Annotated in this window: 11 protein-coding genes; 5 read left to right on the top strand and 6 right to left on the bottom strand. The window is 66.8% G+C overall.

Features of this window, described 5'->3' with window-relative positions:
- The first annotated feature begins 302 nt into the window (after positions 1 to 302).
- Both AC1Q87_RS16305 and AC1Q87_RS16300 read left to right on the top strand, forming a co-directional pair.
- Positions 303 to 1,919, top strand: coding sequence for a right-handed parallel beta-helix repeat-containing protein (locus AC1Q87_RS16305; protein WP_492609963.1), 1,617 nt, complete (start codon positions 303 to 305; stop codon positions 1,917 to 1,919).
- 57 nt (positions 1,920 to 1,976) lie between these two features.
- Entirely contained in the window at positions 1,977 to 2,999 is a 1,023-nt protein-coding gene (locus tag AC1Q87_RS16300; protein ID WP_492609962.1) for a right-handed parallel beta-helix repeat-containing protein, read from the top strand.
- Here AC1Q87_RS16300 and rfbA read toward each other — a convergent pair.
- The 6 genes from rfbA to AC1Q87_RS16270 form a co-directional block, all read right to left on the bottom strand.
- Positions 2,996 to 3,889, bottom strand: a complete 894-nt coding sequence (rfbA, locus tag AC1Q87_RS16295; RefSeq protein WP_492609961.1) for a glucose-1-phosphate thymidylyltransferase RfbA — start codon at positions 3,887 to 3,889, stop codon at positions 2,996 to 2,998. The two genes, AC1Q87_RS16300 and rfbA, sit on opposite strands and share 4 nt — an antisense overlap.
- Complete coding sequence (gene rfbD, locus AC1Q87_RS16290; RefSeq protein WP_492609960.1) at positions 3,890 to 4,804, bottom strand: dTDP-4-dehydrorhamnose reductase; 915 nt, start codon at positions 4,802 to 4,804, stop codon at positions 3,890 to 3,892.
- A complete protein-coding gene (gene rfbB / locus AC1Q87_RS16285; RefSeq protein ID WP_492609959.1) occupies positions 4,801 to 5,865 on the bottom strand; it encodes a dTDP-glucose 4,6-dehydratase in 1,065 nt (354 codons plus the stop codon). Before rfbB ends, rfbD begins: the two co-directional genes overlap by 4 nt.
- 94 nt (positions 5,866 to 5,959) lie before the next feature.
- Positions 5,960 to 7,459, bottom strand: coding sequence for an ATP-binding protein (locus tag AC1Q87_RS16280; RefSeq protein ID WP_492609958.1), 1,500 nt, complete (start codon positions 7,457 to 7,459; stop codon positions 5,960 to 5,962).
- Positions 7,460 to 7,614: 155 nt separating this feature from the next.
- Entirely contained in the window at positions 7,615 to 10,149 is a 2,535-nt protein-coding gene (locus AC1Q87_RS16275) for an AMP-binding protein (RefSeq protein WP_492609957.1), read from the bottom strand.
- Positions 10,150 to 10,327: 178 nt separating this feature from the next.
- Positions 10,328 to 10,573 (bottom strand): XrtV sorting system accessory protein, encoded by a 246-nt coding sequence (locus AC1Q87_RS16270; RefSeq protein WP_492609956.1) that lies wholly within the window; start codon positions 10,571 to 10,573, stop codon positions 10,328 to 10,330.
- Positions 10,574 to 10,820: 247 nt separating this feature from the next.
- Between AC1Q87_RS16270 and AC1Q87_RS16265 the strand changes: the two genes are divergently transcribed.
- The 3 genes from AC1Q87_RS16265 (at position 10,821) to AC1Q87_RS16255 (ending at position 13,371) form a co-directional block, all read left to right on the top strand.
- The gene (locus AC1Q87_RS16265; RefSeq protein ID WP_492609955.1) at positions 10,821 to 11,756 is read left to right on the top strand and encodes a WecB/TagA/CpsF family glycosyltransferase; all 936 of its coding nucleotides are present in this window, start codon (positions 10,821 to 10,823) and stop codon (positions 11,754 to 11,756) included.
- A gap of 193 nt (positions 11,757 to 11,949) precedes the next feature.
- Entirely contained in the window at positions 11,950 to 12,936 is a 987-nt protein-coding gene (locus AC1Q87_RS16260) for a glycosyltransferase family 2 protein (protein ID WP_492609954.1), read from the top strand.
- A 48-nt stretch (positions 12,937 to 12,984) separates the two neighbouring features.
- Entirely contained in the window at positions 12,985 to 13,371 is a 387-nt protein-coding gene (locus AC1Q87_RS16255) for a GtrA family protein (protein ID WP_492609953.1), read from the top strand.
- The last annotated feature ends 68 nt before the right edge of the window (positions 13,372 to 13,439 follow it).

Raw genomic sequence — 13,439 nt, 5'->3', positions numbered from 1 at the left:
GCTCGCAGGCGCGCCGAAGCTAGGCGTTCACAACCTGACGTCCATGAATTAACATTCCTCTCAGCGCTCGCTAAGTCGCGAGGCCGCACTGTTGTGGGAGAGTTCAGGACCCGCAGCCAGGTGCGACAAGGGCGAGTAGGGCCTCGAATTTAAGCATTTGTTAGGTGTACTCGGGCCCGATCGGCCCGACGGAGGGCGCCAGACCTCCTGCGTCAATTTAGCCCCGGTGACCGTTGAGCTTCACCCGCTATGGTCGGTGAGACAGCGGGGGCTGCGACCAGAATAGAGAAGACGCGATCCTCATGGCTGATATCCTGTGCGCCAGCGCCGCCGATCTTACCGCTGCACTTGGGGCGGCCAAGTCTGGGGACAGGATACTCCTGCAAGCCGGCAACTATTCTAACGTCCAACTGAAGAATCTTGTTTTCGACAGCGCCGTTACCATCACCTCGGCCGACCCCGGCAATCCGGCGACCCTGACCGGGCTGACCGTGAGCAACAGCCAGGGGCTGGTGATCAGCAACCTGAACCTCGATTTCAGCGCGCCGTGGACGGTCTGGAACGCCCAGGTCCTCAGTTCGAAGGACATTACGCTCGCCAATCTCGGCATTCACGGTTCTTTGAACGGCAATCCGGCCGACGATCAGTCCGGGATCCTGATCCGCAGCAGCAGCGGCGTGCGCGTCACCGGGTCGGAGTTCCAGCAGCTCGATCACGGCATCAGCCTGACCGACAGCAGCGACGTTCGGGTCGACAACAACCGCATGCACGACCTGCGCGCCGACGGCATCGTCGCGGTCGGCACATCTCGGGTTCAGATCATCGGCAACTCCTTCACCGACTTCTATCCGGTGAGCGGCGACCACCCCGACGCGATCCAGTTCCTGACTCGCGGCGCCACGGCGCGGGCGACCGACATCGTGGTCAGCGGCAACCTGATCACCCGCGGCTCCGGCGGCGTGATCCAGGGGGTGTTCATCACCGACCAGATCGGCCTCGGCTACGACCGGGTCACCGTCACCGACAATGTCGTGGTCGGCGGCATGTACAACGGCATCATGGTCACCAAGACCAACGGCCTGGTGGTCGATGGCAACCTGGTCGTTGGCTATGGCGACATGACCTCGTGGATCCGCATCAACGACTCGACCAACGCCCAGGTCACCAACAACCAGGCGATGACCTTTAACCTCCAGGGCACGACGAACCTGACCCAGTCGGGCAATTCGATCGTCGCGGCGCTGCAGGACAACGGCGCGAACGCGCTGGCACACTGGGTCAAGGGCGGCGACGGCGACGACCATCTCAGCGCCCGCATCGACGGCGGCAGCCGCATCGAGGGCGGCGCCGGCAACGACGTCATCACCGGCCGCGACTTCGCCGACTATCTCCGCGGCGGCGACGGCAACGACAGCATCCTGGGCGGCGGCGGAAACGACGACATCAACGGCAACACCGGCGACGACACCATCAACGGCGGCGCCGGCGACGACTGGGTGTCGGGCGGCCAGAACAACGATCTGCTGCTCGGCGGCGCCGGCAACGACCTCGTACTCGGCAATCTCGGCAACGACACGATCTATGGCGACACCGGCAACGACACCCTGCGCGGCGGCCAACACAACGACATCATCTTCGGCGGCGACGGCGCCGACTGGATCTCGGGCGATCTCGGCGACGACACCATCACCGGCGGCGCCGGGGCCGATACGTTCCACATCTTCGCCCAGTCCGGCCTCGACCTGGTCACCGACTTCAACCGCGCCGAAGGCGATCGCGTCTTCATCGGCGACGGCTCGCGCTACACCGTGACCCAGGTCGGCGCCGACGTGGTCGTCGATCTGGTGGGCGGCGCGCGCATGGTCCTGGCCAACGTCCAGCTCTCGTCGCTTTCCGACGGATGGATCGTCTCGGCCTGACGACGGGGCCGCAACGTCTGATAGGGTGTCGCTCCGCCGAAGCTAACGGAGCGCACCATGCTGGAAATCCTGCTCTTGGCCCTGGCCGCGGACGCCGCGCCTCAACAGGCGCAATCGTTCGCGCCGGCCGTTGAGCGCGTCGCCCAACGCGGGCCGGTCACGGTCCGCAACGCCCTCACCCTGACGTTGGCGATGAAGACCGCCAGCCCCGGCGCGACCGTCGTGCTGGCGCCCGGCGACTACGGCCAGATTGCGCTGAGCGACCTGAACTTCGACACCCCCGTCACCCTGGTCGCCAAGGACGCGCAGACCACCGGCTTCGTGCTGAAGAACGTCACCGGGCTGCGGGTCGTCGGGCTGAACGTGGTGCTCGATCAGCCGGGGGCCGGGCGGCTCGCCGTCAACGACAGCCAGAACATCCAGTTCAGCGGCCTGACCGCGCGCGGGCTGCCGACCGGCCAAGGGCTCTTCTTCACCAGGTCCCGCAATATCCGGGTGGAAAAGTCGTCCTTCTCCGGCTTTCGGAACGGCATCGTCCTCAGCAACAGCTACGACGTCGCGATCGAGGGCAGCACCTTCCGGCGGCTAGGCGCCGACGGCGTCACCAGCAACGGCACCTCGCGGCTGCTGATCAAGGGCAACGACTTCGCCGACTTCGCCCCGACCCCGGGCTCGCACCCCGACGCCGTCCAGCTGTTCACCCGCAACGCCACGGCTTCGGCCGAAGACATCACCATCGTGGGCAATCGGATCCGCCGCGGATCGGGCGGCATCATGCAGGGGATCTTCATCACCGACCAGGTCGGCACCCTGCCCTACCGCCGGGTGGTGATCCGCGACAACATCATCGAAGGCTCGATGTACAACGGCATCGCGCTGATGCACGCCGAGGACGTCGAGGTGTCCGGCAACACCGTCCAGCCCTATGCGGGAATGAACGCGCGCATCAACCTCTCCGGCGTCACCCGCGCCCAGGTCTTCAACAACCGCTACTGGAAGCTGCTGCAGAGCGACAACAAGGACATCGTCGTCAAGGATCGGCCGAGCCTCAATCCGATCCGGCCGCCGGCCGCGCCTTAGATCAGGCGCCGGCTCGGCGGGGCCGCCTGCTCGGCGATGTCGAGCAGGTATTTGCCATAGGCGGTCTTCTCGAACAGCTTGCCGCGCGCCCGCAGTTGGTCGCGGTCGATGAAGCCGTTGATGTAGGCGATCTCTTCCAGGCAGGCGATGTGCACGCCCTGGCGCTTCTGCACGGCGCGGACGAACTCCGACGCCTCGACCAGGCTCTCATGCGTGCCGGTGTCGAGCCAGGCGTAGCCCCGCGACAGCTGCTCGACGAACAGGTCGCCGGCTTCCATGTACATGCGGTTGAGGTCGGTGATCTCCAGTTCGCCCCGCGCCGACGGGCGCACCTGCCTGGCGAACTCGACCACGCGATTGTCGTAGAAATAGAGGCCGGTGACCGCCTGGCGGGACTTCGGCTCGACCGGCTTCTCCTCCAGGCTCACGGCCCGTCCCGTGTCGTCCAGCTCGACCACGCCATAGGCCTGCGGCTGGTCCACCTCGTAGGAGAAGATCGTCGCGCCGTGCTCGCGGTCGGCGGCGTTCTTCAGCAGCCGGCTCATGCCCGCGCCGAAGAAGATGTTGTCGCCCAGCACCAGGGCCGCGCGCTCGTCGCCGACGAAGTCCTCGCCGATGAGGAAGGCCTGCGCCAGGCCCTCCGGCTTCGGCTGGATCGCGTACTCGATGTTGAGCCCGAAGTTCGAGCCGTCCTCGAACAGGCGGCGGTAGTTCTCGATATACTCCGGCGACGAAATGATCAGGATGTCCCGGATGCCGGCCAGCATGAGCACGGACAGCGGGTAATAGATCATCGGCTTGTCGTAGATCGGCAGCAGTTGCTTGTTCACCGCCAGGGTCGCCGGGTGCAGCCGGGTGCCCGAGCCACCGGCCAGGATGATGCCCTTCATCTAAAGTCCTTGTTCCTGCGTGGCGGGAAGCAGCGCCTCGACAATGTCTTCCACCGCCGCCCGCCAAGGGCGCGGTTCGATCCCGTAGTCGGCCTGCAACTTGGCCGTATCCAGGCGTGAATTGGCCGGCCGGCGGGCCGGCGTCGGAAACTCGGCCGTGGTGATGGCTTCGAGCCGCGGCGACGTCGCGCCGCGCGCCGCGGCCATCTCGAAGACGGCCCGCGCCAGCTCGCACCAGGTCGCCTCTCCGGCGTTGACGAACTGATAGGTGCCGCTCGGCGCCGCTTGCGGATCGGCGATCATCCGACTGGTGATCTTGAGCAGGGTCGCGGCGATATCGACCGCGCTGGTCGGGCAGCCGCGCTGATCGTCGACCACCCGCACCTCGGGCCGCGTCTGCGCCAGCCGCAGCATCGTCTTGATGAAGTTGGAGCCATGCGGGCTCACCACCCAGGCCGTGCGCAGGATGACATGGCGGCGATTGCCCGTTCTAACCGCCTGCTCCCCGGCTTCTTTCGACCCGCCATAGACGCCCAGCGGCGCGACCGGATCGGTCTCGAGGTAGAACCCGGACTTGGAGCCATCGAACACATAGTCGGTGGAGACGTGGATCAGCGGGATCTGCGCCGCGGCGCTCGCCTGCGCCAGGGCCGCAGGGCCAAGGGCGTTGGCGCGCCAGGCCTCGACCATCTCGGTCTCGGCGCGGTCGACGGCGGTGAAGGCGCCGCAGTTGATGATCGCGGCCCAGGGCCGGGAGGCGACCATCGCCAGGATCGCGTCGGGATCGCCCAGGCTCATCTCCGCGCTCGACGGCGCGACGATGTTCATCGTCGCCGGAGCCTGACGACGAATTTCGGTTCCGACCTGACCGCTGCCGCCGGTCAGCAGCACGTCCGCCGTGACGGTCGAAGTCATGCGCTGACGGTCTTCAGGCCCAGCCGCTGGCCGACGTCGCTGCGCGCCAGGATCGGGGCCCACCACGCGTCGTTGTCGAGGTACCAGCGCACGGTCTTCTCGATGCCGGTGTCGAAGCTCTCCGCCGCGCGCCAGCCCAGCTCGCGATCCAGCTTGGTCGGATCGATCGCATAGCGGTGATCGTGACCCGGGCGATCGGCGACGTAGGTGATCTGTTCCTTGTAGGACTTGCCGTCCGCGCGGGGGCGCAGGCGGTCCAGCGTCTCGCAGATCGCGTGCACGACCTGCAGGTTGGTGCGCTCGGCGCGTCCGCCGATGATGTAGCTCTCGCCCGGGGCGCCGGCTTCGAACACCCGCGTCAGCGCGCGGGCGTGGTCATCGACATAGAGCCAGTCACGGACGTTGGCGCCCGCGCCATAGACCGGCAGCGGCTCGCCGGCCAGGCACTTGACGATCATCAGCGGGATCAACTTCTCGGGGAAGTGGAACGGCCCGTAGTTGTTCGAGCAGTTGGTGACCAGCACCGGCAGGCCGTAGGTGTGGTGCCAGGCGCGGACTAGGTGGTCGGACGACGCCTTGGAGGCCGAATAGGGCGAGCGCGGATCGTAGGCGGTCGTCTCGGTGAAGAAGCCGGTGTCGCCCAGCGAACCGAACACCTCGTCGGTCGAGATGTGGTGGAAGCGGAAATCGGCCTTGGCCGCCTCGTCCAGGCCGCGCCAATAGGCGAGGACTTCCGACAGCATGACGAAGGTGCCGATGACGTTGGTCTGGATGAACTCGGCCGGGCCGTCGATCGAGCGATCGACATGCGACTCCGCAGCCAGGTGGGTCACGACATGCGGGCGGAAGTCGCGCAGGGCCGCGCGCACCGCGCCGGCGTCGGCGACATCGGCCTTACGGAAGCTGTAGCGATTGTCGCCCGCCACGCCGTCCAGCGAGCGCTCGTCCCCGGCATAGGTCAGCTTGTCGAGGTTCAGCACCTCATGCTCGGTTTCGGCGATCAGGTGCCGGATCAGAGCCGAGCCGATGAAGCCGGCGCCGCCGGTGACAAGAATGCGCAAAACCTACTCCCCCAGAGATCGCTGGCGTCGAAGGCTACTCCATACCGCCTGCACCGCCCTTGGCGAAAGGGCCAGCGGCCCTTTCGGTTCCCGATCAGGGCCGACCGGCGGCCCTGGGGGTGACGACAGTGGCCGAAGCCGCCTTCTCGGCCGGCTTCTCAGCGGCGGCAGGCGCGACCGGCGCCTTGTCGGAGGTCGGCACAACGGGTCTGTCGGCCGCCGCGCTCGCCGCCTTGCGGCCTTCCAGGAAGCGCTGTTGCGCCGCCAGGATCCACAGATAGGGCAGCACAGCCTCTTCCGAGAACCGGTAGCCGCGGCCGAACTCGTCGTCGTGAGCGTCCAGCAGCACGTGCTTGGCCGCCAGCTCCTCGAGCGTCGCCTTGAGGCTCGCGGCGTTGGCCGTGCTCGGATAGAGCGCGTCCACGTCGCGGTCGTCGAAGCGGCCGTTGTTGAAGATCGCGGCGCCGGCCATGACGCCCAGCACGTGGCGCACGCCGCTCTTGGCGGCTTGATCGATCTGCACCAGCGAGTGCTTGGAAATCCGACCGCGGAATTCGGTAAGCGCCTGATCGACGGCCTGCGACACGTCCTCGACCGCAACGTTCGTGCGGCCCTTATCGATAGCGGCCAGGCCCGAGTGATGGCTCAGCAGGCTGGCGAAATAGGGCGACCCGTTGGCGACGAAGACGATGAAGTCGGTGGCGGGCTTGTCGTAGGTCAGGCCGCTCAGTTCCTCGCCGTTCTCGACCAGGTGATTGACCTCCGAGGCGCTCATCTTCGGCACCTGCAGGGCGAAGATGTTGCGGCGGATCGAAGGGATGTGCTCGACCAGCTCGGTCAAGTCCGCGGCCACGCCGGCGATCACCAGCTGTGTGCGGATCGAGCGGTCCGACAGGTTCTTGATCAGCTCGGCGATGTTGCGGCGGAATTCCGGAGAGTCGCAGACGTCGAATTCGTCCAGCACCACCAGCACGCGGGTGCCGGTCAGCTTGGCGAACAGGTCGGCGACCAGACGCGGCGTCAGGGTGGTGGCGGGCAGCAGGTCGGCCAGGGTGCCGCCGCGCTCAGCCTCGTTGGTGGTCGGCGCAAAGCCGCTGTGGAACAGCAGCGGAATGTCGCCGGCGACGGCGCGGAAGATCTCGTCGAAGGTCGAGCCGGCGCCGCACGAGCAGTAGACCACGATGTAGCGGGCCTCTTCGGCCGCCCGGGTCAGCACGTGCACGAGCGAGGTCTTACCGATGCCGCGCTCGCCATACATGATCACGTGGACGCGCTGGTCCTCGATCGAGCGGATCAACGTCGTCAACACGTCGAGGCGGCCGGCGAACATCCGACGGTCGGTGATCGGCTGCGAGGGGGTGAACGCGCTGCGCAGCTTGATCCGAGCGCTCGCGAAGCGGTCGTTCAGTCGCGGGCTCAGCTGATCGCCGGCCATCGATTGGAAACGCGGAAACGCCGTGTCGGCCGGCTTCTTGGCCGTCGCGCCGTCGCGCGCCGTCGGCGGCGCCGCGAAGACAAGGTTCGGCTGGGGGTTCGTGGCGCCTTTCGGCTTACGCCCGAAAGAGCGCGCCATCAGGTTATTGATCCAACTCACGGCGCCTCCAAGCACGCATGCTGCGGTGCATCTGCGATATCGACGGTCTACGACCGCAGGTCTGAACCCGCCACCCGTAAACACGTCGATTGTGGCGAAATCTTAAACCGGCCCGAGTTGAGTCAACGTTAATCGCCGCCTCTGCTCGGCAATCTCTATGGAATAACTTCCCTTCGCTGCCCTGCGTGTCCGCGCGCCAACCGCTCCGACACCTTCTCCGAAACCTTGTAAGCCGCCACGCCGAGCGCCAAAGAAACCGCCAGGATCAGCGGGACATTCTCGATGTGCAGGGTGTGCAGGAAGGCGTGCACCGGCAGACCATGCGTCAGGTAGATGTAGAAGCTCGCCGCCGCGATCAGGCCGACAAGCCCGTGCAGGACGTTCGGCAGGAATATCCGCGGCGCCCACATGATCAGGCAGGCCGCCGTCGCGAACCAGAGCGCGTGCGTGACGTTGGCCGGATAGCTGAAGTGTTCCCAGATCTCTTGTGGGCCCGCCACCTGCAAGGCGGCGATCGCAAGACAAGCCAGGGTCAGTCCCAGCTTCCGCGGGATCGTCGTGGCTCGGTGCAGACACCAGCCGAACGCCAGCAGGTAGAAGATGCTGTCCGGCGTTCGTTCCAGCAGGTACTCGTGCGGCAGGATCAGCGAGGCGATTACCCGCACCGCCAGCGCCCCGGCCAGCAGCGTCAGGCCGAACTCCCAGGGTCTTTGCACCGCGAACCGGCGCACCGGCCTGATCGCGAACAGCAGCGCGAAGATCACCATGCATTGGAAGAGCACCTCCAGGAACCAATACGGCTCCAGGAACGTGCCGAACCGGCCGAACACGTTGCTCACCAACAACAACGACGGCAGGTCGAACGACTTTTCCGAGATCAGATAGAGGCAGAGGATCACATAATAGGGCGCGATGATCCGCTGGACGAACGTCACCAGCATCGGGAGACCGCCCCCCTCGTTGAGGCGCGAGCCCTGGTAGCGCGAGAAATTGTAGCCGGATAGCAGCAGCAGCACGTGCGCGCTGCCACCGACCGGCCAGGCCGAAGCGTGCGCGATCACCACGCTGATGATCGCCGCCGCACGGATCGCGACCTCGGATTCGATCCCACGCAGGCTGAAGACGCCGCGGCTGCGGGTGGTCGCCTTATCGGCCAGCGCCTGCAGTTCGGCGATGCTGGTCTCCTCCCAGCGCTCCGGCAGGAAGCCGAGCTTCCCTTCGATGTCGAGCGACAGGCCCACATAGCCAAGCGAGTCGCCGCCGAGACTGACGAAACTGTCGGCCGGCGTGATGTTCGCGCGCGGGAAGGCATGTCGGAACGCCGCCTCGATGGCGCACCCTCCCCCGCTGCGCGCCGGCGCGCGATGGGTGCGTGCGGCGCGCGCGGCGGCCAGCGTCGCCTGGTAGTCCATCTTGCCCGAACTCAGGGTCGGCAGTTCGTCATAGCCGACCACCTCGATGACCGAGGCCGGCAACGAGAACGCCTGCGCCAGCCCGTCGGCCACGACTTGCGGATCGGCCGACGCCACGCCGACCGCCAGCACCTCGTCGTCGCCGGTCGCGATCGCGTTCACGCCCTCGCGCCGCAGATGCGCCTCGACCTCGTCGAAGCTGATGCGAAGCCCAAACAGCTTGGAGAAGCGGTTCTTGCGGCCCACGATCCGGTAGAGGCCTCGCGCATCGCGCATCGCCAGGTCGCCGGTCCGCAACTCGGTAACCTCCCGCCCCTTGGCGAGATCGGCCTCGACCAGCGCATAGCCGGACATCACGTTGGGACCGCGATAGACGAGCTCCCCTTGGGTCTCCGCCCCGTCGACGACCCGGCCGTTCTCGTCGATCAGATGAAACGCGCCCCCCGGGATGGCCACCCCGATGCAGCCCGGATTGTCGAGCAACCGTTCCGGCGGCACGTACGCCATCCGCGCCGTCGCCTCGGTCTGGCCGTACATGACGAAGAAGCGCACGCCCGCGCCCTGCGCCCATTCGGCGTAGACGCCGGCCGTCTCGGCCGGCAGGCGGCCTCCGGCCTGGGTCATCGTGCGCAGCGACGGCAGCCGCCGCCGCCGCAGGCCGATCCGTTCGAAGAGCTCGTAGGTGTAGGGGACCCCGGCGAGGGACGTCGCTTCCTCGGCCGCGAAGAAGTCCCAAAATGCGTCATCGACCACCGAGCGGTCGGTCAGCAGGATCGCGCCGCCCGACGCCAGGTGCGAATTCACGACCGACAGACCATAGCTGTAGTGGATCGGCAGGGTGGTGATCGCCCTGTCCTGCGGCCCCAGGCCCAGATACTCGCCGATCGACTGAGCATTGGCCTCGACCGCCGCGCGCTCGAGACGCACCAGCTTGGCCGCGCCGGTCGAGCCGGACGTCGACAGCAGCACCGCCAGATCCGGGTGCAGGTCCCGCGGGCCGGGCGGGCCGGCCTCGACGATCCAGCGCGCGCCGGTCTTGTGAAAGCGGATGCTGGGCCGATAGGTCTCGATGGTCCGTCGCAACTGGCCACCGTCGCCGCCAGCCATGATCACGGGATGCCCATGACGCAGGGCCGCGACATAGGCGACCAGCGGAGCCAGTTCGTTGGTCGCCTCGATCAGCAGCAGATGCCGCCCGGGCGGCAGGCCCTTGGCGAACTCGTCGGCGCGAGCGGCAAGCTCTAGGTAACTGAGGCGCTCACCCGCGTCGGTGGCCACGGCCAACGCGTGACCATGCTCCTCGAGGCGCCCTGCAAACGTAGTCGTGAGCGGGACGGATGGGGCGGCGATATCAGACGCACTCAACGGTTCGGCCCCCGCCTCTTTGGGTCCGGCCGCGTCGTCAGCCCCATGCCTTGCGCGACCGAAGGGGATACTCCCGGACCGCGAGGTCCGGTCAGAACTTCAAGTTGAACGGCTTCAGAACATAAGCAACGTAGGCCAGAACCGCGACGATAATCCCGAAGGCCGCCGCGCCATAACCTTCATTTCCCACGTAATTGGCCAGCGCACACCCGAGGCACGCAGGCAGGTACTGATAGATGTTGTCCTTCGGCTCTTCCTGGGCCGTCGACCTGTGCAGGAATAGGACGATCAAAGCTCCGAAGATCGCGACCGTGACCCAATCGTAGATAGTCTGCAAGACACCAGCCCCTAAGCAATACTGTTAAATCCGAGCAGCTGCGCCCCTGCACAAATCGGGCCAGTCCGGAGGTCGCCGCCGGCCGTGATAGCCGAATTCCCGAACGACGCTACGCGAAAATAACGTACCGATGATGAACCCGGACGAAGCCTCGATCCAGCCCCAAGGCGATCGAGCCGCGGGAAATGAATCTTAACCGGCACGGTCTAGTTTGCGGGCTCGACTGCAATGATCCGGCGTATCGTCATTGAGCCCATCACCTCCAGAGACTGAGCGGCGTCGCCAGAGCCGCACTCCGTTTCGCCGCTCGCGCCGCGCGGGTGAGCGCGTCGCGGCGCTCGGCGTCGAGGTCGATCTGGTGCGCCCCGAAGAGGTCATGCACCACATCAGCCAGGCGGTCGTGGCGCGCACGCCTGCGCGCATCGCCAATCACAACGCCCACAGCATCTATCTGACGAAGAAGAACCCTGAGTTCGCCGCCTTCTTCGAGCAGGCCGACCTGATCGAGGTCGACTCCACCCCGCTCATCTTCTTCACGCGCGTGCTTGGCTTGCACAGCCGGCGCTTCCACCGCTGCACCTATCTCGACTGGCGCGACCATTTCTGGAGCGTCGCCGCCCGCAACGGCTGGCGCGTGTTCTATCTCGGCGGCGCGCCCGGCGTGGCCCAGGAGGCGGCCCGTCGGCTCTCCGAGCGCTACCCCGGCGTAGAGCTCCAGACCCGCGACGGCTTCTTCGACATAGCGGAGGGATCTGCCGAGAACGCCGAGGTTCTGGCCAAGATCGCAGCGGCCGATCCCCACATCCTGTTCGTCGGCATGGGCATGCCGCGCCAGGAAATCTGGATCCATCGCAACCAGCACCTGCTGCCTCCGACGGTCACGCTCTCCGTCGGCGCCGCCTTCGACTACGAGGCCGGCGTGCAGTGTCCCGCGCCGCGCTGGATGGGCCCGCTGGGGATCGAGTGGCTGTTCCGCCTGGTCGGCGACCCGAAGCGGCTGTTCGCACGCTACTGCATCGAGCCGTGGTGGCTCGTCCTTCCCGCGCTGAGCGACGTCGCCGCCGCGGCCCGCCAGGGCCGCCTGTTCAAGGCGCCGCGCCGGCGGCGCGCCCCGGCCGCGACCAGCGCCGCCCCCCCGGCCCACGCCCAGGATTTCGAGCCCTACGAAACGCGCTCGACCTGACCTGCCCCGCCGCCGCGCCGGCCCTGCGAACTCTACCCAGACCCGCAGCTGCAAGATGTTGATCAACTCCTGCTAGCGGCGACGGCGCATAAGTGCATAGTCCGCTCCCGACCGCGCCCGGCAACGGCGCGGCGGCGCATTGGACCGAAACTTGCTGCTGCGCGGCAAGTTCGAGAGAAAGGCCAGTTGCTTTATGGATGTCCTGGTTCAGGACAAGTCGCGTGCAAGTGCAAAGCGTACGCGTACGGGGGGCCTGCTCTCCATTGTCATTCCGATGCACAACGAGCGTGAGATGCTCGACATCCTGTTCCAGCGCCTGGACGAGGTTGTCGCCACGCTCGGAATTTCGGTCGAGTTCATCTGTGTCGACGACGGCAGCCGCGACAACACGCTGGCCCTGCTGGAAGAGCGGGCGAAGTCGGATTCGCGCATCACCGTCGTGGCCCTGGCCCGCAACTTCGGCAAGGAAGCCGCCCTCACCGCCGGTCTCGACGAGGCGCGCGGCGACGTGGTCGTCCCGCTGGATGCGGACCTGCAGGACCCGCCCGAACTGATCGCCGAGTTCCTGGACCTCTGGGAGCAAGGCTACGACGTGGTCTACGGGGTGCGCGGCGACCGGGCCAGCGACACGCTCTCCAAGCGTGTCACCGCCAATCTTTTCTATCGCATCTTCAACAAGCTCGCCGACTACCGCATCCCGGAAAGCACCGGCGACTTCCGGCTGATGGACCGACAGGTCATCACCGCCCTCCAGCAGCTGCCCGAGCGCAATCGCTTCAACAAGGGCCTGTTCGCCTGGGTCGGCTTCCGCCAGATCGGCGTGTCCTATGTGCGGCCCTCGCGGGCGGCGGGAACGACCTCCTGGGCCTCGCCGGCCCTGTGGAAGCTCGCCGTGGACGGGATCACCGCCTTCTCGACGGTGCCGCTGCGGATCTGGAGCTTCATCGGCTTTCTCGGCGCCGGCGCCGCCATGCTGGCCGGCGCCATGCTGATCGCCAGGGTCCTGCTGTTCGGGCGCGACGTCCCCGGCTACGCGTCGCTGATGGTCGTCATCCTGTTCTGCTTCGCCGTTCAGATGATCGCCTTCGGCGTGATGGGCGAATATGTCGGGCGGCTCTATCAGGAGACCAAGGGCCGGCCGGTCTACATCATCCGGCACAAGACGCGGTTCGGGGGCTAGGGCGTTGAGCTGCAGGACACGCGCCCTGCCGCCGAGGGGACCGGGGGCATGATCACCGCCGCACGCCTTCGTCAGGTCGGCGTCTTCGCCCTCGTCGGCGTGGCCGCCACCGCCACCCATGCGATCGTCGCCATGGCCGCCCACCGGGTCGGGCACGCCTCGCCGCTCGTCTCGAACATGGCCGGCTACCTGTCGGCGGTGATGATCTCGTATCTGGGGCACTCGACGTTCACCTTCGGAACCGACGCCTTCAGCGGACCGCAGTTCCTTCGGTTCGTCGTCGCGTCGCTCGCCGTGCTGGTCCTGAACCAGGCGGTGATGTTCGCCTGCGCGAACCTGCTGGCGATCCCGTTCGACTACGCCTTGGCGATCACCATCGTCTCGGCCCCGGTGATCAGCTTCATCATTTCCAAGCTGTGGGTGTTCGTCGAATAGCGCCCGCCCCGCGCCGCCTCGCCGGCGCCCCCGCAGTGCTTGCACAGCACGCAAGACCCTTCAGACAG

This window comes from Phenylobacterium sp. GW823-FHT02A09 (assembly GCF_058797775.1).
This window is presented reverse-complemented; position numbering and strand designations above follow the sequence as displayed.

What these genes read in the sequence shown, in the direction of transcription:
- AC1Q87_RS16305 (WP_492609963.1), top strand. Translation starts at nt 303, where the DNA reads ATGGCTGATATCCTGTGCGCCAGCGCCGCCGATCTTACCGCTGCACTT.
- AC1Q87_RS16300 (WP_492609962.1), top strand. Translation starts at nt 1,977, where the DNA reads ATGCTGGAAATCCTGCTCTTGGCCCTGGCCGCGGACGCCGCGCCTCAA.
- rfbA (WP_492609961.1), bottom strand. Translation starts at nt 3,889, where the DNA reads ATGAAGGGCATCATCCTGGCCGGTGGCTCGGGCACCCGGCTGCACCCG.
- rfbD (WP_492609960.1), bottom strand. Translation starts at nt 4,804, where the DNA reads ATGACTTCGACCGTCACGGCGGACGTGCTGCTGACCGGCGGCAGCGGT.
- AC1Q87_RS16260 (WP_492609954.1), top strand. Translation starts at nt 11,950, where the DNA reads ATGGATGTCCTGGTTCAGGACAAGTCGCGTGCAAGTGCAAAGCGTACG.
- AC1Q87_RS16255 (WP_492609953.1), top strand. Translation starts at nt 12,985, where the DNA reads ATGATCACCGCCGCACGCCTTCGTCAGGTCGGCGTCTTCGCCCTCGTC.